28 protein-coding genes are annotated in these 24094 nt (G+C 51.3%); 12 read left to right on the top strand and 16 right to left on the bottom strand.

Annotation, left to right across the window (positions count from 1 at the left end):
- Positions 1–2 precede the first annotated feature (2 nt).
- Positions 3–1298, bottom strand: a complete 1296-nt coding sequence (locus AWQ24_RS03985; RefSeq protein ID WP_065716070.1) for a Glu/Leu/Phe/Val dehydrogenase — start codon at positions 1296–1298, stop codon at positions 3–5.
- A 209-nt stretch (positions 1299–1507) separates the two neighbouring features.
- On the opposite strand from AWQ24_RS03985, the gene AWQ24_RS03980 reads away from it, so the two are divergent.
- From AWQ24_RS03980 to AWQ24_RS03950, 7 genes are all read left to right on the top strand, one after another.
- Positions 1508–2089, top strand: a complete 582-nt coding sequence (locus AWQ24_RS03980) for a DUF4126 domain-containing protein (protein ID WP_012306401.1) — start codon at positions 1508–1510, stop codon at positions 2087–2089.
- Positions 2090–2141: 52 nt separating this feature from the next.
- Positions 2142–3353 (top strand): gephyrin-like molybdotransferase Glp, encoded by a 1212-nt coding sequence (gene glp / locus AWQ24_RS03975; protein ID WP_065716069.1) that lies wholly within the window; start codon positions 2142–2144, stop codon positions 3351–3353.
- A gap of 135 nt (positions 3354–3488) precedes the next feature.
- The gene (locus tag AWQ24_RS03970) at positions 3489–3956 is read left to right on the top strand and encodes an LptA/OstA family protein (RefSeq protein WP_065716068.1); all 468 of its coding nucleotides are present in this window, start codon (positions 3489–3491) and stop codon (positions 3954–3956) included.
- 3 nt (positions 3957–3959) lie between these two features.
- Entirely contained in the window at positions 3960–4703 is a 744-nt protein-coding gene (lptB, locus tag AWQ24_RS03965; RefSeq protein WP_012306398.1) for an LPS export ABC transporter ATP-binding protein, read from the top strand.
- A gap of 141 nt (positions 4704–4844) precedes the next feature.
- The gene (locus AWQ24_RS03960) at positions 4845–5222 is read left to right on the top strand and encodes a hypothetical protein (protein WP_232318863.1); all 378 of its coding nucleotides are present in this window, start codon (positions 4845–4847) and stop codon (positions 5220–5222) included.
- A gap of 29 nt (positions 5223–5251) precedes the next feature.
- Entirely contained in the window at positions 5252–5824 is a 573-nt protein-coding gene (lepB, locus tag AWQ24_RS03955) for a signal peptidase I (protein ID WP_157094575.1), read from the top strand.
- Between the two features lie 33 nt (positions 5825–5857).
- Positions 5858–6799, top strand: a complete 942-nt coding sequence (locus tag AWQ24_RS03950; RefSeq protein ID WP_065716067.1) for a glycosyltransferase family 2 protein — start codon at positions 5858–5860, stop codon at positions 6797–6799.
- Positions 6800–6810: 11 nt separating this feature from the next.
- Here the strand turns inward: AWQ24_RS03950 and AWQ24_RS03945 are convergent, their stop codons facing one another.
- Positions 6811–7473 (bottom strand): class I SAM-dependent methyltransferase, encoded by a 663-nt coding sequence (locus AWQ24_RS03945; RefSeq protein WP_065716066.1) that lies wholly within the window; start codon positions 7471–7473, stop codon positions 6811–6813.
- Between the two features lie 73 nt (positions 7474–7546).
- Here AWQ24_RS03945 and AWQ24_RS03940 point away from each other — a divergent pair, with 73 nt between their 5' ends.
- On the top strand, positions 7547–9247 hold the full coding sequence (locus AWQ24_RS03940; protein WP_012306393.1) for an ABC-F family ATP-binding cassette domain-containing protein: 1701 nt from the start codon (positions 7547–7549) through the stop codon (positions 9245–9247).
- Positions 9248–9264: 17 nt separating this feature from the next.
- Positions 9265–10347, top strand: a complete 1083-nt coding sequence (locus AWQ24_RS03935) for a YheT family hydrolase (RefSeq protein WP_065716065.1) — start codon at positions 9265–9267, stop codon at positions 10345–10347.
- 28 nt (positions 10348–10375) lie between these two features.
- On the opposite strand, the gene AWQ24_RS03930 is transcribed toward AWQ24_RS03935, so the two are convergent.
- From AWQ24_RS03930 to psbX, 5 genes are all read right to left on the bottom strand, one after another.
- Positions 10376–10591 (bottom strand): hypothetical protein, encoded by a 216-nt coding sequence (locus tag AWQ24_RS03930; RefSeq protein WP_012306391.1) that lies wholly within the window; start codon positions 10589–10591, stop codon positions 10376–10378.
- Positions 10584–10718, bottom strand: a complete 135-nt coding sequence (locus tag AWQ24_RS16645; RefSeq protein WP_254903392.1) for a hypothetical protein — start codon at positions 10716–10718, stop codon at positions 10584–10586. The genes AWQ24_RS03930 and AWQ24_RS16645 overlap by 8 nt, the downstream gene beginning before the upstream one ends.
- Before the next feature lie 130 nt (positions 10719–10848).
- On the bottom strand, positions 10849–11385 hold the full coding sequence (locus tag AWQ24_RS03925; RefSeq protein WP_157094574.1) for a PD40 domain-containing protein: 537 nt from the start codon (positions 11383–11385) through the stop codon (positions 10849–10851).
- 29 nt (positions 11386–11414) lie between these two features.
- On the bottom strand, positions 11415–12332 hold the full coding sequence (locus AWQ24_RS03920) for a Ycf66 family protein (RefSeq protein WP_065716064.1): 918 nt from the start codon (positions 12330–12332) through the stop codon (positions 11415–11417).
- Positions 12333–12466: 134 nt separating this feature from the next.
- Entirely contained in the window at positions 12467–12583 is a 117-nt protein-coding gene (gene psbX, locus AWQ24_RS03915) for a photosystem II reaction center X protein (protein WP_030005983.1), read from the bottom strand.
- A gap of 76 nt (positions 12584–12659) precedes the next feature.
- Between psbX and AWQ24_RS03910 the strand changes: the two genes are divergently transcribed.
- Together AWQ24_RS03910 and AWQ24_RS03905 are read left to right on the top strand one after the other, a co-directional pair.
- Positions 12660–14285, top strand: a complete 1626-nt coding sequence (locus tag AWQ24_RS03910; protein ID WP_065716063.1) for an ABC transporter permease — start codon at positions 12660–12662, stop codon at positions 14283–14285.
- Positions 14286–14385: 100 nt separating this feature from the next.
- A complete protein-coding gene (locus AWQ24_RS03905; protein WP_065716062.1) occupies positions 14386–15504 on the top strand; it encodes a hypothetical protein in 1119 nt (372 codons plus the stop codon).
- 10 nt (positions 15505–15514) lie between these two features.
- Here the strand turns inward: AWQ24_RS03905 and recO are convergent, their stop codons facing one another.
- From recO to rimP, 8 genes are all read right to left on the bottom strand, one after another.
- Complete coding sequence (gene recO / locus AWQ24_RS03900) at positions 15515–16327, bottom strand: DNA repair protein RecO (protein WP_065716061.1); 813 nt, start codon at positions 16325–16327, stop codon at positions 15515–15517.
- 7 nt (positions 16328–16334) lie between these two features.
- Positions 16335–17021 carry a deoxyribose-phosphate aldolase gene (gene deoC, locus AWQ24_RS03895; protein ID WP_065717297.1) on the bottom strand — a complete coding sequence of 229 codons (687 nt, stop codon included), beginning with the start codon at positions 17019–17021 and terminating at the stop codon, positions 16335–16337.
- A 174-nt stretch (positions 17022–17195) separates the two neighbouring features.
- Positions 17196–17318 (bottom strand): hypothetical protein, encoded by a 123-nt coding sequence (locus AWQ24_RS16640; RefSeq protein ID WP_254903393.1) that lies wholly within the window; start codon positions 17316–17318, stop codon positions 17196–17198.
- Between the two features lie 19 nt (positions 17319–17337).
- The gene (gene petN / locus AWQ24_RS15860) at positions 17338–17427 is read right to left on the bottom strand and encodes a cytochrome b6-f complex subunit PetN (RefSeq protein ID WP_071819460.1); all 90 of its coding nucleotides are present in this window, start codon (positions 17425–17427) and stop codon (positions 17338–17340) included.
- Positions 17428–17620: 193 nt separating this feature from the next.
- On the bottom strand, positions 17621–20560 hold the full coding sequence (gene infB, locus AWQ24_RS03890; RefSeq protein WP_012306384.1) for a translation initiation factor IF-2: 2940 nt from the start codon (positions 20558–20560) through the stop codon (positions 17621–17623).
- A 237-nt stretch (positions 20561–20797) separates the two neighbouring features.
- Entirely contained in the window at positions 20798–21052 is a 255-nt protein-coding gene (locus AWQ24_RS03885) for a YlxR family protein (protein WP_012306383.1), read from the bottom strand.
- A gap of 51 nt (positions 21053–21103) precedes the next feature.
- Positions 21104–22366 carry a transcription termination factor NusA gene (nusA, locus tag AWQ24_RS03880; RefSeq protein WP_012306382.1) on the bottom strand — a complete coding sequence of 421 codons (1263 nt, stop codon included), beginning with the start codon at positions 22364–22366 and terminating at the stop codon, positions 21104–21106.
- A 59-nt stretch (positions 22367–22425) separates the two neighbouring features.
- Positions 22426–22887, bottom strand: a complete 462-nt coding sequence (rimP, locus tag AWQ24_RS03875) for a ribosome maturation factor RimP (protein WP_065717296.1) — start codon at positions 22885–22887, stop codon at positions 22426–22428.
- Positions 22888–23178: 291 nt separating this feature from the next.
- Between rimP and AWQ24_RS03870 the strand changes: the two genes are divergently transcribed.
- Positions 23179–23481 carry a 30S ribosomal protein PSRP-3 gene (locus AWQ24_RS03870; RefSeq protein ID WP_012306380.1) on the top strand — a complete coding sequence of 101 codons (303 nt, stop codon included), beginning with the start codon at positions 23179–23181 and terminating at the stop codon, positions 23479–23481.
- 151 nt (positions 23482–23632) lie between these two features.
- Here the strand turns inward: AWQ24_RS03870 and atpC are convergent, their stop codons facing one another.
- Positions 23633–24037, bottom strand: a complete 405-nt coding sequence (atpC, locus tag AWQ24_RS03865) for an ATP synthase F1 subunit epsilon (RefSeq protein ID WP_012306379.1) — start codon at positions 24035–24037, stop codon at positions 23633–23635.
- Positions 24038–24094 lie beyond the last annotated feature (57 nt).

Below are 24094 nucleotides of genomic sequence, written 5' to 3'. Positions count from 1 at the left end.
CCCTAGGCCGAACTGCCTGAAAAATAAGTGCGTGTCCCCTTCGCATCTAGGGCCTCACCGAGGCGCATCAGGGCCTGGACATAGGCCGCAGTCCGCATCGAAATCTGTCGCGTTTGGGCAATGTGCCACACCTGGTTTGTGGCTGTAACCATACGTGTCTTCAGCTGATCGCGAATGTCCGTCGCTGGCCAATAAAAGCCACTGCGATTTTGCACCCACTCAAAATAACTCACCGTGACTCCCCCAGCATTGGTGAGAATATCCGGCACCACCATAATTCCCTTCTCTTCTAGGATGACATCCGCAGCCGAGCTAATGGGGCCGTTGGCCACTTCAAAAATTAATTTGGCTTGCACTTGATGGGCATTGTCCGCCGTAATTTGATTTTCAAGGGCTGCCGGAATCAGAATGTCCACATCTAAGGTCAAGAGTTGTTCATTGGTGATCGTTTGGTGTTCAACAATATTGCAAACGGATTTTTCACAATAAACAGCGGCCATATTCCGACTTTCTGACTTGTACTGGCGGATGCTCGGAATATCTAAGCCCTGTTCTGCATAGATCCCCCCACGGGAATCACTAACGGCGACAACACGGTAGCCAGCGCAGGCTAGTTGTTGGGCCAGTTCTGCTCCGGCATTGCCAAACCCTTGCACCGCAACGGTGGTTTTTTCGGGGACATATTCTAGTTTCTTGCAGATGGTTTTAATTACATCAAAGGCACCACTGGCCGTCGCGGTATTGCGTCCTTGGCTTCCCCCCATGCCCAAGGGTTTGCCTGTTACGACCCCCGGCAAAATTTTCCGTTGAATAATGCTGTAATGATCCATCATCCAACCCATCACCATGGCATTGGTATAGGCATCTGGTGCCAAAATGTCCGTGTCGGGGCCAATGGCATCGGCGATCGCCTCGATGTAACCCCGGCTCAAACGTTCTAGTTCGGCTTTAGAAAGGCTTTTGGCATCAACGGTAATACCCCCCTTGGCTCCCCCAAAGGGCAGATCTAGCAAGGCACATTTGAAGGTCATCCAAAAGGCCAGGGATTGTACTTCGTCTAAGGAAACGTTGGGATGATACCGCACGCCTCCTTTCCCTGGCCCCCTAGTGTCGTCATACCGCACCCGATACCCCCGGAAGATTTTCAAAGAACCATCATCGAGGCGCACGGGAATAGAAACGCTCAGGCTCATTTTGGGATATTTCAAGCGTTCGCTGGCATCTTCAGAGATGTTGACGTGGTGGAGCGCTTTTTCGAGGCGTAGGCTAGCATCGCTCAGGAGAGAATTTACCGTCATGGTTCATGGTTTAAGCCGAATAAGGGGTATTAAATCACGGTGACTTTGGCTTGTGAGGTCGGGAACATGAATCACGGGGAAATCGTTACATCTGCTGATGTGAAATCATTCGGGATTGGAAAAAAGGCCATCCCTAAAAATGGAACGATACACTGAAGGGTAAGGTCTTCTGTCCACGGGATTGTGGCACAGAATTTTTTTATGCAGACATGATCATCGGATTTTTGGCGGTATTGTCAGCGGCGGCGGCGGCGGGAATGCGCATCGGTTTACCGTTGCTGATTATTTTGCTGCTCCACAGTGATGAATTGGTGGCAAATTTGCCTGGGATCGGTTGGTTGCCGCCCCGGGTTTTGATCGCTATTTTTACGATGTGGGCCGTGTTTGAGCTGTTTGGCTCGAAACAACTCCTGGGTCAACGCATTCTCCAGGCGATCGCCCTCTTATTTAGTCCGATTGTAGGGGCCATTTTAAGCCTGACCGTGGCCCAGGTGATCCGCCTAGAATTTGAACCGCTCTGGCTGGTGGGGGTAATGGGGGGGCTGGTCGCTTTTGTGCTGAAGCTGACTTTGACGGGGTGGTTTTTCCGGTTGCGGGGTCTGCCCCTGTGGTGGTCTTTTACGGAAGATTTTTTATGTGTGGTGCTGGTGTTGTTTGCCTTTCAATCGCCGGAGCAGGGCGGGATTATTGCGATGATTTTGCTGTGGTTAGCGGTGCGCAGTTCCACAGAATGGAAACGCTATTACGAAGAGAATCGCCAGCCCCAAGGTGGCAGCCCAGGGCCAGACTAACTTGTTTGGCAAACTGACCTACTATATTGAGTGTCAAAACGTATGACGAAGTATGATTTCCGTTGATCAAGCCCAAGCTTTAATTCTCCAGGCGATCGCCCCCCTGGGCGAGACTGAACCCAGCACCCTAGAAACGGCCCTGGGACGAATTTTGGCGACGACGGCGACCGGAAAATTAGATATTCCCCATTGGGATAACTCCGCCATGGATGGCTATGCGATCCGGTTTGCAGACCTGACAGAGCAACCTGTTGAACTGGAGATTATTGAAACGATTCCGGCTGGTCAAGCGCCCCAAAAATCCTTAGCGCCTGGCCAAGCTGCCCGCATTTTCACTGGGGCAATGTTACCAACCGGAGCGGATACGGTGGTGATGCAAGAGCACACAGAACAACGGGGCGATCGGGTCAAAATTTTACAAAATCCCTCTTTGCGGCAGTTTGTACGCCAGCGGGGTGATTATTACCGCGCCGGGGAACCCCTCCTACAACCAGGACAACGGTTGGGGGCGGCAGATTTGGCTGTGCTTGCAGCCTGCCAATGTGTGGAATTTCCGGTCTATCGGCGGCCGGTGGTGACGATTTTTTCCACGGGGGATGAGCTGCGATCGCCCCAGGAAAATTTAGAAATCGGCCAGATTGTTGATTCTAATCGGTATGGTTTGACGGCCTTTGTCCAGGGACAACGGGCGATTCCGAAAAATTTTGGCATTGTCCCCGATGATCCGGCCCAACTGAAAGCAACCATGAAAGAGGCGATCGCCGCCGGGGATCTGATCCTCTCAACGGGGGGCGTTTCCGTGGGCGAGTTTGACTATGTCGAAAAGCTCCTCGAAGAATTAGGGGGCGAAATTTTCATCCGTAGTGTGGCGATTCGTCCCGGTAAACCCCTGACAGTAGCGAAATTTCCTGGAAATAAACTCTACTTTGGGTTGCCCGGCAATCCGGTATCGGCCCTGGTGGGTTGTTGGCGGTTCGTGCAACCTGCGTTGAAAAAGTTGTCCGGCAATGCTGGGCCTTGGGCACCAGAATTTGTCTGGGCCACCTGTGATCAGCCCCTCAAGGGCGCCGGAAAGCGGGATGCTTACCTGTGGGGAACCTTGGTAGCCACGGCGACAGGTTATCTTTTCCATTTAGCTGGGGGCGGCCACAGTTCTGCGAATTTAGTGAATCTTGCCCAAACCAATGCCCTCGCCATTGTGCCCCAGGGGACTGGTGAAATCCCAGCAGGCGATCGCCTCCGGGTGATGCGTCTCCAAACCTAGGAGAATTTTTGTTGAAAAGGGAAATCCCAGGCTTACTATAGGAAGATAATTCCGCAACTCAATCGGCCATCGTTGCGTCTTTAGGGTAAATAGCCGCACCCAGCGCGCATAGTCTTTTTAGCAGGTACAACAATTATGACGGTCAAGGGCTTTGGTAATCGAATGATTTATGGATTTGGGGGACTCTCCTTGGCGATCGCCGCCACGGTCAGTCAGCTTCCCCCCCAGCAGGCCGCCCAAGCCCAAAATGCCAATGCCCTCACGGTGCGTTCTGATATCCAAGAGGCGAATACCGAAACGGGGATTATCACGGCCCGGGGCAATGTGCGGATCAATTATCCCGCCCGCAATCTCCAGGCTACTGCGGCCCAGGCCCAATATTTTTCAGAAGAACGTACACTAGTGCTCAGCGGCAACGTCTATGTCTTCCAGGATGGCAATAGTCTCCGGGCAGAACAAATGACCTATTCCATCGACGAAGGACGTTTTGTCGCCACCCCAGGCCGCAGCGAACAAGTAGAAGCCAGCTATCTCATTCCCGAACAGCCCCCGACAAGTCAGTCCCGTACTCCTGCTCCCATTACCCTCCCCGAAGACGAATAAACCGTGACCATCGTTCTCGAAAACATCCGTAAAACCTATGGCAAACGCGTCATTGTTAACCGTGTCAATTTAAAAGTAAATCAAGGGGAAATTGTCGGCCTCCTGGGGCCAAATGGTGCTGGGAAAACCACTACCTTTTACATTACAACGGGTCTGATTAAACCCAATGAAGGGCGCGTCTGGCTCCAACGGCAGAACATTACGCCCCTAAGTCTAGATGAGCGGGCAAAACTAGGCATTGGTTATCTCACCCAGCAACCCAGCATTTTTCGGAATTTAACGGTCAAGGAAAATATTCAACTGGTTCTCGAACAGTCCCCTTTGTCCCACCGCCAACAGCAACACCGTCTCAAGGAACTGGTGAGCGAATTTCGGCTGCACCGCATTGTGAATACCCGTGGTCGTCTGGTGTCAGGGGGCGAACGACGGCGTACTGAACTGGCCCGCGCCTTAGCTGTCGGCGGTCAAGGGCCGAAATTTCTCCTGCTTGATGAACCCTTTGCTGGGGTTGATCCCATTGCCGTCGCTGAAATTCAACAAATTGTGGCCCAACTGCGGGAACGGGGCATGGGGATTTTGATCACTGACCACAACGTCCGCGAAACCCTTGCGATTACTGACCGTGCTTACATCATGCGGGACGGGGAAATTCTTGCGGCGGGAACGACAGAAGAGCTTTATAGCAATCCCCTTGTGCGGCAGTATTACCTTGGGGAAAATTTTGAGCGCAATGTGAAATATTTCTAGGGCAAGGGTTGCGGGGCGATCGCCAATGGGTAAGGTTTTTAAGGGCGAAGACTTCATAAAACGTTAGGTAAAAGTTCCTAAGAATTCGTTAGGCTCAGATCAATAACATCATCTTTTTTTTAAGAGCCTTTGAATATTGCCGTGTTCGAATTGAGTAGCGTTTTTGAGCAGTTGTGTGAATTTTCCCGGTGCCATTGTCTTGCCATTTGTGGCGGTTTGGTTCCCTTTAACCTGATTTTGAGTTTTTTGACCTTGGTGTACGTGGTGCGCCAAGCTTCCCCCAGTTTGATCCAAAGAAATGCGATCGCCGTTTATGGGGGCGTAACCCTAATGGTGCTCCATGTCAGCACATGGTTCCTGGTCGGCGTTGTGATGGTGCCCACCTTCCTCCTGCCTGCTTTTGGGGCAGTTTGTATCGCGATTAATCTCTGGGGAACCCAAGCGCCCGCATCCCTGCGCCGTTTCCTGTTTTGGCTGTGGGGAACTGTACTGAAACGAAGCGAACGTGCCACAATATAGAGCCGTCGTATCAAATTTCACGGAGACCCATGGGCGATCAGGGCAAACACCTCAGCACAAATCAACAACCGAAACCATGGGCCGCCCTCTGGGAAAATATTCGCATTCTAGTCATTGCCCTGGCGATCGCCTTGGTGGTGCGCTGGTTTATCGCGGAACCCCGGTATATCCCCTCCGGTTCGATGCTGCCGACCCTCGATTTAGGCGATCGCATTGTTGTCGAAAAACTCTCCTATCGATTCCAGCCCGTGCATCGGGGTGATGTGGTGGTTTTCCGGACGCCCCCTCAATTAGAACTCCTCGGTTACGATCCCCAACAAGCGTTTATCAAAAGAATTATTGCCACCCCCGGTGAAACTGTATCCGTTCACAATGGCACCGTGTATGTTGACCAAACGCCCTTAACGGAACCCTTCATTGCTGCGTCGCCTGACTATGAATTGCCGACCCTAACGGTGCCACCCCACAGTTTTTTTGTCCTTGGTGATAATCGCAACAACAGCAATGATTCCCATATCTGGGGCTTTGTCCCTGCCGATAATGTTATTGGCCATGCCATTTTTAAATTTTGGCCCCTGAACCACCTCGGCAAAATTCTCTAGAACTATTTTCTCAACCCATCTCCCCTGCCTTCGATGATTACTTACTCCATCATCATCCCGGTGTACAACGAAGAAGCGAATCTTCCGGAAATGTATCGGCGCGTTGTCCAGGTCATTGAAGGGTTAGATGGCCCCGCAGAGTTGGTTTTAATCGACGATGGCAGCCAGGATCGTTCCCTCGCCATTTTGGACGAATTACACCAAAGGGATCCCAGGGTCCACTACTTGAGTTTGGCGAGAAATTTTGGCCATCAAATCGCGGTCACCGCCGGTTTGCAATATGCCCAAGGGGAGGCGGTCATTATCATGGACGCCGATCTCCAGGATCCCCCCGAACTGCTTCCCAAACTGATTGAAAAATGGCGGGCGGGCGACCATGTGGTCTATGCCCAGCGGGTGAATCGAGCCAGAGAAAGCTGGTTTAAGAAGCTCATGGCCTATGGCTTTTACCGGATTTTAAATCAATTTACCGATGTTTCCATTCCCACGGATACGGGGGATTTCTGTTTGATGTCCCGTCAAGTAGTGGATATTCTCAACAGCATGCCCGAAAAACACCGCTACATTCGCGGCCTCCGGGCCTGGGTGGGGTTTCCGCAAACGGCGGTGCAGTTCAACCGGGAGCCACGTTTTGCCGGGGAAGTAAAGTACACCTTTCGTAAATCCCTGAAGCTTGCCATTGATGGGATTATTTCCCTGTCCCGTAAACCCTTAAAGATTGCCACCTATTTGGGTTTGGTGACGGCCCTAGTGGCGATCGCCATGATGATTTTGGTGCTGTTTTGGCGGATCTACAATGCCCCGGCCCAGTTAATTGGCTATACCCTGATCACCATTGCCATTTTCTTTTTGGGAGCTGTGCAACTTATTTGTCTTGGCATTCTCGGTGAATACATTGGCCGCATTTACGACGAGGTGAAACAACGCCCCCTCTACACCGTTAAAAAAGCGGCGGGCTTTGACGAAGTACTTTAGGCCAGATTTTTCTAAAGTTTGCGGGCGAGGGTCAGACCATCGGCCACAGGCAATACCGTCAAACTAATGCGTGGGTCGTTGTACAAAGCTTCATTGAAAGCGCGAATTTTTTCCGTACGTTTGTCTTGATCCGCTGGATCGGCCACGCGTCCCGACCACAACACATTATCAACGGCAATGACACCGCCGACCCGCAGTAATTTGAGAGACCGCTCAAAATAATTCAGATAATTTCCTTTATCTGCGTCAATGAAGGCAAAATCAAAGGTACCCGCTTGGCCATCTGCCAGCAGAGAATCTAAGGTTTCAAGGGCTGGGGCAAGGTGGAGTTCAATTTTTTCGGCGACCCCTGCTTTTTCCCAATAGGTTTGGGCGATCGCCGTTGGCCTTGGGTCGCGATCGCAAGCAATGACTTTCCCCCCTTCCGGTAGTGCTAAGGCGACAATGAGAGCACTGTACCCTGTAAAAACGCCGATATCTAACGTTTTCTGCGCCCCCAGCAGTTGCACAAGCCAGGCCATCAACTGACCCTGTTCCGGAGCGATCTGCATCCGGGCCGCTGGGTGTTGGGCCGTGATTTCCCGTAATTCTTTGAGGACGGGATGCTCTTTGAGGGAAATGCGGAGGAGGTAATCATATAAAGGGGCGTCCAGGGAGAGGCTACTACGAGTCATGGCAAAGGAGTGAACGAAAAAAGTTTACAATTTGTTATAGACTGATGCTGATCCCAACCAGGAGTTTTTCCCGATGTTAAGACTTGAGCACATCCGCAAAATTTATCCCACCGGCGAAGTTCTCAAGGATATTAACTGGGAAGTGAAAACGGGTGAACGGGTTGGCCTCGTGGGAGTCAATGGTGCGGGAAAATCTACCCAGATGAAGATCATTATGGGGGAAGTGGAGCCGACGGATGGTGAAATTATTCGTCCGGCAGATCTGCGCATTGCCCATTTAACCCAAGAATTTGATGTGGTGCCGACGCGCACTGTGCGCGAAGAACTATGGACAGTCTTCACAGAAGCCAATGCTGTGCAGGATGAAATCCACCGCATTCAGCATGAAATGGCCGAGCCGGATGCCGATTTAGATGATCTGATCCACCAGCTTGACCGGGCCCAACGAAAATTTGAAGCCCTTGATGGTTATCGTTTAGAGTCCCAAATTGAAAAAATTCTCCCGGAAGTGGGCTTTGAGATCGAAGATGGCGATCGCCTGGTGAGTTCCTTTAGTGGCGGCTGGCAGATGCGGATCAGTTTGGGCAAAATTCTCCTCCAGGAACCAGATATTCTCCTCCTAGACGAGCCGACCAACCATTTAGATCTAGAAACCATTGAATGGTTGGAAAATTATCTCCGGGGTTTAAAGACGCCGATGGTAATTATTTCCCATGACCGAGAATTTCTTGATCGCCTTTGTACGAAAATCGTTGAAACAGAGCGGGGAATTTCGACCACCTACCTCGGTAACTATTCCCAGTATTTGCAGCAAAAAGCAGAAAATAAAGACGCCCAGCAATCCGCCTTTGAGCGCCAACAAAAAGACTTGGCCAAGCAACAGGAATTCATTGAAAAATTCCGGGCGAGTGCCACCCGTAGCACCCAGGCAAAAAGTCGCGAAAAACTATTGGATAAGGTCGAACGCATCGAAGCGCCCATTAGTGATGTGCGGACCCTCAAGTTCCAGTTTCCCCCAGCGCCCCGGGGCGGCCAGGAGGTGGTGACAATTCAGGATTTGACCCACACCTACGACGACAAAATTCTGTTTCTCGGTGCGAATCTGGCCATCGAACGCGGCGATCGCATTGCTTTTCTAGGGCCAAATGGCTGCGGCAAGTCCACAACCCTACGCATGATCATGGGCATGGAAAGCTACGACGAAGGCAACGTTAAAATTGGCACCCACAACATCATTCCCGGTTATTTTGAGCAGAACCAAGCTGAAGCTCTCGACCTTGAAAAAACGGTAATGGATACGATTCACGATGAAGTACCCGATTGGAAAAATGGCGAAGTCCGGACGCTCCTAGGGCAATTCCTTTTCAGTGGCGACACTGTTTTCAAAAAAGTAGGTGCCCTTAGTGGTGGTGAAAAAGCCCGGTTAGCCCTGGCAAAAATGTTGCTGCGGCCCGCAAATTTTCTAATCCTCGATGAGCCGACCAATCACCTTGATATTCCAGCGAAGGAAATGTTAGAAAACGCCCTCAAGGAATATGACGGCACCGTGGCGATTGTCTCCCACGACCGTTTCTTTATTTCCCAAGTCGCCAATAAAATTGTCGAAATTCGCGACGGAGAATTTATTGTTTACAACGGCGATTATCATTACTATCTTGAAAAAATCGAACAAGAAAAAGAAGCAGCACGACAACGTCTAGAAGCAGAGCAAGAAGCAGCGAAAAAAGCAGCAAAAAAAGCCAAGCAATTGGCCAAGAAAGCGACTAAAAAATAATAGCAAGATGTAGTTTTATGTTTTATCAACCGCCCCTCTGGTTACGGTCTGGCATTGCCATGACAATCTATGCGGCCTTTGGTGCTGCGAAACAGTGGCACAGTCAACCAAAAACATCTCCTTTAAAGTATCGGGAGGTGATCCTGACGGGGGCGAATCAAACGCCTATTTTTTGCCAATATGCGCAACCCAGTGATTCAAAAGGAACGATCGTTGCTACCTATGGCATTACCGGCAGTTTAGAAGACCAATGGTTTCTAGAAATTCTCGCTCATAAGGCTTTCCAGGCAGGCTATGGTGTTTTATTGTTCGATTGGCGTGCCCATGGCAAAACAGCAGCCCTCTCCCCTGATTTGACTAGCGATGGTCTCCTCGAAGGCGAAGATTTTGTGCGTCTAGCGGCCCAGGGCAAACAACAACTGGGGTTAAAGCCGCCTTTTTTCTTTGCTGGTTATTCTCTGGGGGGACAATTAGCTTTGTGGGGATTAAAAAAAGCCCAGGAATTGGATTTAAAGGCTTTAGGGTTGCAACCAGAAGATATTCTTGCGGGTGCTGTCATTTGCCCCAGTTTAGAATCCCACCGTTCCCTCAGTTATCTCGAACAACATCCGTTCAAATGCTATTTTGAGCAGGCGATCGCCAAAAATTTACAGAAATTGGCTTGGCAACTTCAAAGCTACCATCCCCACGCTTTCCAGACTGAAACCATTGAAAAGGCGACGACGATTCGAGAATTTGATCAATATCTCGTGATTCCAAAGTTGGGTTTCACCACAACCCAAGCCTATTATGAAGCCAGTAGTCCCCTTTATTTTCTCCAGGATTTGCACAGGCCGACCTTTATGCTGTATGCGGCGGATGATCCTCTGTTTGCGCCGGATCTTGTTGAAGACCTCCGCTATGTCGATCAACGGAATACTCACCTCAATACCCAAATTACAAAGTTTGGGGGCCATGTGGGTTACATTAGCGATCGCCACTGTCAAAACCATTGGGGAGACAGTGATCCCTGGTGGGCATGGCAAAGAATTCTTTCTTGGTTTGACCAACAGTTAAGTCAGCACCACCGGACTCGTTCTGTCACGACAGCGCAACAATAGAACAATAGTCAGAAAGTCGAACAGAAATTCAAAGATCAGAAGAACGGGCTTTGAGGCGCTCGATGATGATCGGCGTTGCAATAACGAGTACCTTAACGACCCAGGGGGCGTAACACAAAGCGAGAAACCCGGCGAGAATAGCCACGCATCCCGTGGCAACTTTGACAATTTCTTCCTTTGTGGTGACACTCAAACAAGTTGCACAGGCAGCAACTCCGAGACTCAAAATTGATGGGTTAATCATATTCAATACTATTTCTGCAGCAAAAGGCGATCGCCCGAATGGCGTTGGTGCGGATTTTTACTTCCCTAGCTGTCATGGTGGGGCGGTTAGGGAGCGCACAGTCAATAAAAGTTAAGATATATGACATAATACTCCGATCTACTCATCTGTCAAGGTGGAGCAAAACGACTTTTTCTCACATTGTTAACAATTGCTCACAGCAATGGGGCTCAACATTTTCCGCTGAAGCAATCGCCAACTTACCTACAGCGGCGCAATTAACCCGACGGATTGACAATCACTTCCTGGGGTAAATCAAATTCAATATTCGGGCCACGGTCTAAGACCTCAATATCCCACTGGCCCCGCCGAGCTGATTCAAACACTACATAGCGGCCATCGGGGCTAATTTGGGGGTTGCGCACCCAATGACGGTAGCCCTGGGTCAAAATATCAGACTGCTTGGTTGCTCGGTCATAGAGAATGATATCCGGCTTCCCCAGGGGACTCGACAGGTAAACGAGGTAACGCCCGGTACGGCTCAGGCTTGGACTTTCATAGATCGCATTTTTTTGATTGAGATTCGGCAATTCCACAAACTGCTTTTGGTTTAAGTCATAAAAAAGCAGTTCACTGGTGCCATGGCGATTGGAAATGAAGGCTAACCAGCGACCGTCCCCACTCAACGCAGGCTGTTCGTCGTGGAAGCGGCTATTGAGGGAAACGGGGGTTAAGGGTGTGTTGCCAAAGGAGCAGCCTCCTAGTCCCAGGAATATTGTCAACAACCAGAGAAAGCAAGGGGTTTGCCTAAACACGTTCGTTAATGGGCAGAAAATTCGGGCAATTAGTAGTCGAAATTGACGGGATTGTTGGGGCGATCGCCTTCTGGCATTTCTGGATTGTCGGGGGCCGGATCATCCCAATCTTGATCCTCCCCAAAGGAAGCGCCATCAATGGGTTGATAGTCAACGGTGGCCACTTCTTCGTCGGGGGCACCATAATCATCGGGGCGAGGGCGACGGGGACGACGGGGGGCTGGCGGCTCATCATCGGGCCGGGGGCGGCGAGGACGACGGGGCGCTTCATCAACGGGGCGATCGCCTTGCTCCCAGGCATCTTCTGACCAGACATCAGTGACATTACCGCTGGGGCCATAGGCATCGTAGCCGCCATTGTCATAGCGATCCGGACGGGGGCGGCGGCTAGGGGGTGTGGGGCGACTGGGACGACGACTGGTGGGGCGGCCACTGGGGCGATCGCCATAATCCGTGGGGGGACGATTGGTCGGGCGGCTACTGGGTCGGGTACTCGTTCCCCGGGGGGCTTCATCTTCGTAACCCCGGCTCCGACTCGAACGGGGTTCAGGGTAGCCCCGCAACCGACGTTCATAGCGTTCTTCCCCCTGGTAAGGCTCAATCTGATCCAGCTCCGCCCGATAAACCCGACTGACGGGCCGTTCATCGTCCACAATGGGCGTATTGCGGCGGGCCTGCTCTGTGGCCAAACCCCGGAGACGAATTGACTCAATGGCGAAAAATACCGCTGAGCCAGACAGGAGAAATTGACCAAATTGCAAAATCGGGTCTAAACGCCACCCTTGGAACAGGAGGATGAAGCCGCACAATAGCCCAACCGCCGCAAAGAAAATATCGTGGTCGCGGGAAAGTTCTGGGCGTACCGACCGTAAAAAATAGAGGGATGCACCCGCTGCGGCCAGCGCAATCCCCAAGATACTGGCGGAATTTAGCCCAAAATTAACCATTGTTGATCTCCCTTGACTCTACCTTCTATACTAACGGCTTCCGTTTCCAGACTATAAGATATCTCAGATGAAAACAGAGGTGGACAATGTTACAAAATGCCCACCTCGCAGTTTCGTGTTTTGGAAGGGAATATCTAGCGCTTAATTTTGTCCTGCTGACTGATGAAAATCAAAAATGCGGTGGCAGGAATGACCACAACTAAGGTGCCAGCCAAGAGGCTATAGAAAAAGTTTGCCAAAGAGGGAGTCATAATGAGGGTTTCCTTAATGTGTTTAATAATTATTTGTTGATAATTTTGCCATACTCTCCGCCGAATCTTGCCATTGATGTTTAGAATCTCCCTGCCGCTGCCCCGAAATGTTCAGCCCAAGGCTTGGGGGTTTAGTCTTTTTGGCCTGGCGATCGCCTGCAGTTTGATCGACGTTACCGTTCAGGGTGGAGCCTTATTTAATGGCCAGGGTTTAGGTACCCTTGGGCGATTTGTGGGGGCCGCTTTTCAGCCAAATTTAACAACGGACTTTCTTCTACTGACCTGCCAGGCAACCTTGACCACCTTTGCCTATGCGATCTGCGGCACCTTTTTGAGTTTGGTGGTGGGTACTATCGGCGGGCTACTCAGTGCCAAGTTACTCTGGGAGACGATATTTCCCCAAGGCAAGCGGTTAGGAAGCGGCATCCGGTTGCTTTTAGCTGTACCCCGTTCGATCCATGAGGTGGTGTGGGGTCTGATTTTGATTAATGTTTGGGGCCTAGATCCGGTGGTGGCCTTGGGGGCGATCGCCATTCCCTTTGGGGCAATTGTGGCGAAAATTTTTGCTGAAATCATTGATGAAACTCCCCGGGCCGCCTTTGAAGCCTTAATTTATAGCGGTGTCCCCACAGCCCAGGCCTTTCTTTATGGGATTTTGCCCCAGGCTTTGTTTAATTTGTTGTCCTACAGTTTTTATCGCTTTGAATGTTCCCTGCGTTCGGCGGCTGTGTTGGGCATTATTGGTGCTGGGGGCCTGGGCTATGAGATTTATTTAAGCCTACAATCCCTCCGTTACGAACAGCTTTGGACGTTGTTTTATGCCCTGATTGCGTTGAATGGGGTGGTGGATTGGGGGAGCCATTTTTTGCGGCAACGGCTGGATTGCACCAGTCGCTTTGACCTCAACAGTCACCGTTACAAATTGGGGGGACAGCGGCGGGATTGGCTCCTCGGTACGATGCTTTTCGGTAGTGGTTTAGTGGCTTGGGGATTTTGGTATATTCAGCCCGATTGGTCGCGACTCTGGTCTGGCCGGGGCCAAGACTTTTTGGGGGAAGTTATGACTCAACTCCAGACCGTCAGTTTCGATTTCGCCCAGGGAAAACAGTTAGCGATCCTGAGTCTACAGACTCTGGAGATGTCTATTTTGGCGATCGCCTTAGCTGGGGTGGGCGGATTCTTTCTGGCCTTTTTGGCAGCGAAAAATCAGCGGCCCATTTTCTGGGGACAACGGCTCCTGAGCCATCTAATACTCTTGGTTTGTCGGAGTATCCCAGCTCCCATCTGGGCGTTGGTGGTGGTATTTGTGATGTTTCCGGGGATTTTGCCGGGGGCGATCGCCCTGGGGATTCATAACCTGGGCATTTTAGGCAGATTAATGGGCGAAGTGATTGAAAATGTTCCCCCTGCGCCCCTCAATGCTCTCCGAAACTTGGGCAGCAGCGAAGGCAATGTTTGGCTCTACGGTACGGTGCCTTTAACGCTGCCTAATTTTATTGCCTACAGTTTTTATCGTTGGGAAGTCTGTCTACGGGAAACGGTCATTGTCGGCCTCGTGGGGGCGGGCGGCCTCGGACGACTTTTGATGGAACAATTGAGCAGTTTTAATTATGGTGGCGTCAGTCTGACCTTGCTTTGTTTCCTCTTGCTTACTTGGGGAGTCGATAGTTTTAGTGGATTTTTGCGGCAACAGCCCCGCTAAATAAACTGAGCTTTGGCGATCGCCGGGGTCTTTTGACAAGACTTTTTTTTTGAGCTTTACTTACAATGACATTTCAAGTCCATAGGCTGTTCTTGCGGTTATGTCCGATGTTGCCCCGTTAAATCTCCAGGATCTGCAAGCGGATCTCCAAACTCAACTTGAAGCAGAATATTTCCCCACAGACCCGATTCAGGTGCGTTGTCTCTTTAAGGAAGGTCTGTTGCTTGTCCTGGTGCAACATCAAGCTCCGGCCCCGGCAGAGCTCCCGCCCCTTTTCCGGCTCATCCGCGATCGCCTCCAGGGTGATCCCCGCGTCCAAGGGCATCAAACCCTCATTTATTTGCGGATTACTGGGGCCAACGAACCCTATGCTTTCCACGCCCTCACCCAGTCTGAAGTCGAGCCTGTTTCCGATGGAGAACCTCCAGCAAGTGAACTGGACTCCCCTGAACAACCTGAATTTCCGGAAGATATTGACCTCGAAGCTACGGATGATCCTTTTCCGCCCGTGGGCAATGAGTTAGAAGAAGACTCGTTTGATACCGCCGTCCCAGAAGAAGAGCCGACGGATTCCAGCGGCGATTTTGAAGGGTTTACCACTGCTGACGGGGGGCTAGAAGAGTTTACCGAATCCTCTAATCGCCCTCGCAAAAAAGGCCCCCTAATCCTCGGTGCGGGTTTGTTGTTAGTCCTTGTGGGGGTAGCGGGCTATGGTTTGAGTCGTCCCTGTGTGATTGGTGCCTGTGCGCCTCTGACCACCGCCACACAACTGGCTGATCCGGCCCGATCGCTGTTTGCTGCTGGTGAAAATCCCTCTGGCCAAGCGATTCTCCAGGCCCAGGCCAATTTAGAAGAGGCGATCGCCACTTTAGAGACCGTGCCCCGTTGGTCGCCTCGGTATGGGGAAGTGCAGACCCAACTCGCCGATTACCAGTCCCTCAATGGCAGTCTTGGCAATCTAATCACAGGCTTATCCCAGGGAGCAACGGCAGCCCAAATGGCTGAAAATCCGCCCTCTTCTGTGGCCCAATGGCAAGAGATTATTGAACAGTGGCAAACGGCGATCGCCACCTTAGACGCAATTCCAGCAGAGGATTTTTATTACGATTTTGCCCAGGCGAAACGGGCCAGTTACCAACAAAATTTAGAAGCTGTGGAACAACGGGTGCAACAACTCCAGGCCCAAGAATCCTCAGCCCCGGCTGCAGCCAGCAATTAGCGATCGCCCCTTAAAAAGCTAGGGGGGCAAGGGTATCGATGAGCGGGGCCGCCTTGAGGGTTTTGCCAATGTGATGCTCAAGGTACTGCCGTAACAGATGTTCAACCCGGAGCCAAGCCGTTTCTAAGGAAAATACCATTTGTTCTGCTTGGGACCACCGTTGCAGCTCCGGCAGGGTGCGGTTGGGTAGCATTTGTAAAATATCTAGTTCCAAAGCCGTCAGCCGTTGATCGGGACGAATGTTTCCCTGGCCCAGCACCATAATCCCCCCCAGATCGTGACTAAAGCCAATGCGCCACCGGGGATCAACAAAGTTGGGAGAAATAAGGGTTTGACTGCCCTGGCAATGTTGAACTTGAGGAGCAAAACCGGCGATCGCCAACAGATGAAACAAAGCTTGGGTTAGGTGGGCGATGATCTGGGTCACCCTGGCGCTGGGTTGAAATTCTAAAGCTTCGATGCGGCGCAGATGTTCCCGAAGCAATTCATATAGTTCCGGCTGGGGGGTGTGGCTCACTGCGAGGTAATGGGTTACTTCTGCGAGGTATTGACCCACGGCTAATTTGGCAAAGTCATGTCTGAGGCCAGAATAGGAGGTGAGCATATCCGCCTGTTGGATCCGGTCTAGCGATCGCCCCCTGGTCAAAACAAATTCATTGACCACCAGTAATTCTGTGCGTCCCCGCAGGGCAGAACGGTGTTGACGCGCCCCTGGGGCTACGGCTTTTACCAACCCTTGTTCCGGCGACAGGATCGTTACCAGTCGATCCGCTTCACCGAGGGGGCTGCCTTTGAGGATGATGCCTGTGACTTTAAAAGACATACCGTATTTACCAAGTTGGGTTGTCGCTCACTTGTTCCCTTTCCTGCATAATCTTGATACTCCGGGAGGTGCCAAGGCGAGTTGCCCCAGCCTGGATTAAGGCGATCGCCTGATCAACCGTTTTGATCCCTCCTGCTGCTTTGATCCCAATGCGCCCTTTGGTGATCCCATGGAGCAACTTTACATCGGCCACTGTTGCGCCCCCGAACCAGCCCGTTGAGGTTTTCAGGTAGCTCACCCCTGCATCGAGACAAATCTCTGCGGCGAGCCGTTTTTCGGTGTCTGTTAAGAGGGCCGTTTCTAAAATACCTTTGATGGGAACCTTCGTTAGTTCGACGATTTGCGCCACTTCCTGATAGAGCTTCTCCGATTCGCCCATTTTTACAAAGGCCAAGTTAAGCATGACATCTAATTCTGTTGCCCCATTTTCTACTGCTTCCTGGGCTTCATAGAGTTTGGTTGTGGTTGTATGGGCCCCGGCGGGGAAACCGACGACAGAACAAATCTGAATCGGTCGCTGGTGCAAGTAATCCTGGGCTGTTTTCATCGCCGTTGGGTAGAGACAGACCGCCGGAAACTCAAACTGGACCGCTGCTTCACAGCATTCTTTGACCTGGGCTGCGGTGGCCGCTGGGTGCAATAGAGAATGTTCGAGATACCGGGCTAAATCAATTTCGTTTGCGGGAATCGCCATGGTTTTTGGGAAGTGTACTTCCTTTGATTGTGGCAGAAATTGTTCGTTTTCTGGTGCTTCTCTAGAAACTACCCAGGCACAAAATCCACAAAAAAAATCCCCTGCCATCACAGGAGATTGATCAAGAAAGATATTTCGGGAAAGGCGCCAAGGCCAAGCAAGTTCGTTTGAGGGTTACTTGCCCCGTTTATCTCGGTCTTGACGACGGCGATCGCGCCATTCCACAAAGGTGAGATAGGAGATCCCGCCGCTGACCAGTAGCAGCAAGGCAAGGGCCCCCAAAAAAAGAGAATTCAAAAAAATTGTTTCCACGATCCTAGAAACCGTTACGTGCCCAAACAACCATGGCGATCGACCAAGTGAACAGGGCCAATAGCGCGCCCCAACCTAAAGAAAGAACATCCATTTTTAATAACGCCTTGAAATTACTAAAGAGTGATCATTCCATATCTTATCCTGTCTTGAAACCTACCGAAACGTGACTCCCTGAATCCCCAGGGGGAAATTGAAAGCGAAATTGGCGATCGCCAAAAAAACCTCCTAGTTGTCCAGGAGGTTTTGGATTAAAGGATTATCGCCAGTTAAACAATGTGCGTCGCTTAACTGGTGCGGCCCGCCAAGGTGCGGCGTTTGAAGACCATTTCGTAGGCTTCGATAATGTCCCCTTCTTTCCAGGTGCTAAATTTATCGACGCCAATCCCGCATTCATAGCCAGAATTGACTTCCCGGACATCCTCGCGGACACGCTTAAGGGAATCGAGGGAACCGTCATAGACGACGACATCACCCCGACGCACGCGGATCATCCGGTTACGAACGACCTTACCCGACTGGACATAACAGCCCGCAACGGAGCCACGCCCGACGGGGAAGACGGCCCGCACTTCGGCCCGACCCAAGGGTTCTTCGACTTCCTCTGGATCCAGGAGACCTTCCATCGCCCCTTGGATTTCTTCGAGGAAACGGTAGATCACGTTATATTCGCGGATATCAACCCCTTCTTGTTCGGCGGCCTGTCGCGCACCGGGAGCCAAGGTCGTGTTAAAGCCGATAATGATCGCCCCACTGGCAGCGGCAAGATCGACATCTGTTTCGCTGATTTCACCGGGAGCAGACAGCAAGACACGAATTTGGACTTCGTCCTGGGGCAGTTGTTGGAGGGAGCCGAGAATCGCCTCGACGGAACCCTGGACATCGGCCTTGAGTACCAAGTTGAGTTCCTTGAGTTCCCCTTCTTGGGCTTGGGCCGAGAGACTGCTAAGGCTGACCCGTCGGGAAGACATGGCCTGTTGGAGCCGAGATTGACGCTTCCCTTCGGCCCGTTCGTCGGCGATCGCCCGGGCTTCTTTTTCACTGGAGTAGACTTCAAATTCATCCCCAGCCGCTGGTACCTCACTTAAACCAAGGATTTCCACTGCAAAAGACGGTGTTGCATCCGTGACTTTTTCACCGCGATCGCTAATCATGGCCCGGATTTTACCCATCACCGATCCCGCCACAATGATGTCACCAACCCGTAGGGTTCCGTTCTGTACTAACAGAGTCGCTACCGGGCCGCGAGCGCGATCCAAGTGGGCTTCAATGATTGTGCCTCTCGCCAGACGATCTGGGTTCGCCGAGAGTTCTTCAATCTCAGAGACGAGCAGAATCATTTCCAGGAGAGTATCTAGATTCTCTCCCTTCAGGGCACTGACGGGCACCATAATGGTTTCGCCGCCCCACTCCTCAGGCACTAAGCCCTGTTCTGAGAGTTCCTGCTTGACGCGATCCGGTTCTGCGCCGAGTTTATCCATTTTGTTGATCGCCACAACGATGGGCACTTTGGCCGCTTGGGCGTGGCGGATCGCCTCTAGGGTCTGGGGACGGACACCGTCATCGGCGGCGACAACAAGAATGGCAATATCTGTCACCTTTGCGCCCCGGGCCCGCATGGCCGTAAAGGCTTCGTGACCAGGAGTATCGAGGAAAACAATTTGACCGGGTTTCCCGTTGTGTTCGATGTCCACGTGGTAAGCACCGATGTGCTGGGTAATTCCCCCGGCTTCCCCTTGGGCCACCTTAGTCTCGCGAATGGAGTCCAGGAGGGTAGTTTTACCGTGGTCAACGTGACCCATGATGGTGACGACTGGAGGACGATGTTGGAGGTGTTCGAGGTCGGCCACATCCAGCATTTCTGTGGATTTTTCAGCCGCTGATTTCACCTCTGGGGCAATGACTTTCACGTCAAATTCCTCGGCTACCATCTGGGCGGTGTCGTAGTCTAGGGTTTGGGTGATGTTGATCGCGATCCCCTTACTAAAGAGGCGACGGATAATGTCTGTTTCAGCGATGCAGAGAATATCTGCCATTTCCCGGAGGGTCATGGTTTCTGTGAGGGTGATCTCCGCTGGTGGTGTTTTCACATCAGGGCGATCGCGCCGTTGTTCTTTCTGAGATTGACCACTACCACCACTGCCAGATCGTTTCGCCGCTGGTTTCTTCGGTTTTGAAGGTGATGGCTTGCTTGGGGAAGGAGACGATGAAGCACTCTTCGGTTTGGGGGGACGGGCAATGGACAAGCTGACAGAAGGCACTTCGGCATTGTTGTTTGTGGTTGTGCCAAAGTCATCGTCATCGTCATCAATGACAACGGGGCGACGCTTGAGTTTGCTGGTTTTTGTCTTCTTGCTTTCGGATTCGTCCTCTTCCTCATCTTCCCAGACTTTACGTTTGCTGGGTTTCGGGCCAATGGCTTTTTTGGGTTTTGCGGCGGGACGCTTGGGGGGAGCGAGAAGGACTTCTGGGGTCGCATCATCATCCCCTTCGACATTGTTGGTATCGGGTTCTTCGTCAAGCTCGGGTTCAATCGCTTGAACGGGGGTGGGCTTTTTACTGACGGTGCCAACAATTTGCGGTTTTGGCCGTAATTTTGGTGCTTTGGCCGGGGCTTCGGCGGTATTTTTCGAGAGGGATTTGGCCCTCACATCGGCTTGGGTTGCCCCACTGCTTGTTTCTGCCGTTGCAGGACTGGCATCGGGCGTCTTGGGAGCAGATGATTTGGGGGTTGGCCGAGGCGGCGGCCCCATGAGCTTGGGTTTCGGGGCAGCGGGGGCTGCTGGTTCTGCTTTGGGGGAAGTTGTCTTGGCCACTGGCTCAGCTTTGGCTCCATTGTTGGCCGGAGACTCTTCTGGTTGTGCAGGTGTCTCCTTTCCTCGACTCGGAGGAGACTGCAATTTCGGACGTTCAAGCTTTTTGGCTGTTGAGGTTGGGTGATTTGCGTCGGCTGATTCTGATTTACTAGCCTGGGGTTTTGCGCCCTGGGGCTGGTGCTGGACGGAGAGAATTTCTTGTTTTTTCTTTCTCTGGGGCCGCTGGGCCTTGGGGGCTTGGGGGCGCTTTTGTGTGGCGATCGCCCGGATTTTATCAGCTTCTTCTGTCGTGATGGTGCTACTGTGACTCTTCACATCAATGGAGAGCTGGCCACAGAATTCTAAAATGTCTTTGTTTTCGAGATCTAGTTCCTTTGAAAGTTCGTAAATTCTAACTTTTTCGTTATTCATCCAATAATGTCCTTAACTACTAGTCGTACAAATTGAGGGTGAGTGAGGGATAGGTGGGTTTAATGTGGATTGTGGGATCTAAATCCAACGGGGATTAGCGGCAATGATGAATGGAAAGGCCTCCGGGCTTGCTAGAGTTCAACAATAAAAAGAAGGTTTAATCTGAATAATTTCAGGGATGATCTTAAATAGCATCGCGCGTCCATAATGGCTTGAGGAGTGGCGATTGTCAGAGCTTTAATTGAGAGAATTTAAGCGTTCTTTTAGGGTTTGATAAATCTCAGGGGAGACGTTCTTTTTGAGCGATCGCCCGAGCCGATCTTTGCGCTGGGCCATTTCTAGACAATGGTGACATTGACAGAGATAGGCGGAACGCCCCATGCCCCGATCTAATTGTACCTGCTGGGATGGATAGACTCGAACCACCCGCCAAAGAGATTGTTTTGGGGCAAGTTTGCGGCAGGCAACACAGCGGCGTAGATTTGGCTCCATGGCAATGGTTGAAATGGCGATCGCCTTTTACATCAAAATTCCCCCCGGAATCTAAGCGTCCGTTGGCGTGGCCTCTTCTTCTAAAGGTTCCGTTTCAGCTTGATCCGGCAGCACAGCAGTTTCCGACTCCACTTCACTGGGTGGGGCTGTCTCTTGTTCGGCGAGGGCGGCTTGTTCTGCCTCGTACTTGGCACTATCTTTAATATCAATTTTCCAGCCCGTCAAGCGTGCGGCCAAACGTACATTTTGCCCTTCTTTACCAATGGCAAGGCTCAGTTGGTTTTCGGGGACTAATACCGTGGCCTGTCGCTCTTCCGCATCAACCAAGATTACCCCATCGACCCGTGCTGGGCTCAGGGCATTGGCAATGTAAGTCGCTGGATCCGGGGACCAACGGATCACATCAATTTTTTCGCCCCGCAGTTCATTCACCACGGCTTGGATCCGTGATCCCCGTGCCCCGATACAAGCACCGACAGGATCCACATCCCGCTCTAGGGTATCCACGGCAATTTTTGTGCGGGGGCCAACATAACGGCCGGGGGGATTCGCTTCCCGGGCAACGGCCACAATCCGCACGATTTCTTCTTCGATTTCCGGGACTTCGTTGGCAAACAGGTAAACGACTAAATCTGCGGCGGCACGGGAAACCACCAACTGGGGGCCACGGTGGGAGCCTTCTTTAACGTGTTTTAAATAAACTTTGTAGGTGGTATTGGCGCGGTAATTGTCGTTGGGGAGTTGCTCCCGTCTGGGTAATTCGGCTTCGGTTTCTGGTTGCCCAAAGGCGCTGGTAACCGCCATCACCACAAAGTTCCGCTCAAAACGGAGGACACGGGCCTGGAGGACTTCTCCTTCTAGTTCTTGGAATTCTTCTTGGACGAGCTTTCGTTGCTGATCCCGTAATTTCTGAAGCAGCACTTGCTTGGTTTGAATCGCGGCCATCCGCCCAAAATCACTCTGTTCGGGGGTGACGTCTAGGATTACGGAATCACCGAGTTGGGCTTCATTGGCAACTTCTTGGACTTCTTGTAGGGCAATTTGATGATCGGAGTTTTCCACTTCTTCGACAATCACCTTGGTGGCTAATACCCGAAAGCCTTCGTCTTCGAGGTCTAGTTCGACTTCAAAGTTATCGAAGTAGTCTTCAGCGAAGGGGGTGGCTTGGTTGAGCGTTAGGGAACGGCGATAGCGCTCATAACCTTTGAGCAGGGCTTCCCGGAGGGCTTCGTGGACGGCACTTTGGGGTAAATTGTGGCGATCGCTGATTTCTTCAACGAGGGCGCTTAAACCAGTGAGACTAACAAGGGACATAGAAATTTACGGATAGAAAAAATCGATAAATGAACAAAGCTTGGGGCAGTTTGGGGCAGCTAGGGTTGGTCATCTAGTTGTACTTTGGCGACCAGTTCCCGGGGAATGGCGATCGCCTTGCCCTTGAGATTGAGATAGATTGCCGCTTCATCCCGTTCCCGGAGGGTGCCAGACCATTCTTTTTGATCTTTGTAGGGAGCGTAGGTTTTCACCCGGACAGGAAAGCCCCGGAAGGCGATAAACTCTCGATCTGTGGTGAGGTTACGGTCGGTGCCAGGGCTAGAGACTTCCAACACATAGGCCCCAGGAATGATATCTTGGGCTTCCAGTTGGGGATCGAGCAGGCGACTGAAGCGCTCGCAATCTTCCAGGCCAGTATCTTGGGAGAGATTTCGGACATCAATTCTGAGGACTGGTGGTTTTTTATTCGTCTGGAACACCACATCCACCACTTCTAAACCCAACTCTGCAGCAATGGGTTCGGCACAGGTTACGATTCGGGGTATGAGGGGATGAGCCATGGGGAAATCTAGACAACAAAAAAAGCGGGTCAGGCCCACTTCAGGATTTCTTGATCGGGGTGGTTATAGATAAAAATTATTTTATCTATCTTCAGATAGTCTAACATTCGCCCGTCACAATGACATAGCTTGGGGCGATCGCCCCCGGTAACAAGTGTTTATTTCTCTGGATTTGTTGCCCCAATCCGTCAGGAGATTTTCTAGGGGGCATCCAAATCTCCCGCTTCAATGTAAAATAATAGACTGTAAATTTTTGAAACCACTTGTGTAAATTTGGGTTTGGAGGCTTCTTTGGTAGAAAGATTTCTTTTAAAGGTACTTTGGTTAGATAAAGACGTGGCGATCGCCGTGGATCAAGTTGTTGGGAAAGGCACCAGTCCTTTGACCGCCTATTTCTTTTGGCCCCGTAACGACGCTTGGCAACAATTAAAAGACGAACTAGAAGCGAAGCACTGGATTTCTGAGGCAGAGCGCATCGAAGTGCTCAACCAAGCCACAGAAGTTATCAACTACTGGCAAGAACATGGCAAAAAGACCAGTATGGCTGAAGCCCAGGCAAAATTCCCTGAAGTGGCCTTTAGCGGCAGTAACTAAAGTCAATTGCCACTGTGCTTGTCTTAAATGTAATCACTATCTAAGTTTTTACGATTGTTATTTTGTAATTAATTTCTATAAAAAAATGGGCAGCCCTAGAGCTGCCTTTTTATTGCAAAATTTTTCTTTTGGCTCTAGGGCGACACATTGCCTATGCCATGCCACCAGCCGCCATGTAGCGGGCCCGGGTCCGCTTGAGTTCTTTGCGGGCATCAAGGATTGCTTTACGATCTGCCGCATTGACTTGATCAAGTTGTGCCTTTGCACTTTCAAAGGCCTTGCGGGCTTCCTCAAGATCGATGTCTTGACCCTTGGCTGCAGTGTTAACCAGCACCTTTACTTCATTGGCTTCTACCTCAGCAAAGCCATCGGTAATTGCGATGTTCTCCCAACCACTGGTCCGGACGCGAATGACGCCGGATTCGAGGGCTGTGAGGAGGGGCGCGTGGCCCGACAAAATACCGATTTGACCAGAACTACTGGGGAGGATGACTTCTTCGACACTGTCATCCAGTACCGTCCGGTCTGGGGTGATCACTCGTACTTTTAAAGCCATTTGCTTAAATCTAATTCAAAAAATAAGGAAAATTCTGACGTTCAAGGTCAGCACCCC

It is taken from the genome of Picosynechococcus sp. PCC 8807, from assembly GCF_001693295.1.
GTDB lineage: Bacteria > Cyanobacteriota > Cyanobacteriia > Cyanobacteriales > MRBY01 > MRBY01.
The sequence above is the reverse complement of the archived record's forward strand: the minus strand, read 5'-3'. Positions and strand labels throughout refer to the sequence as shown.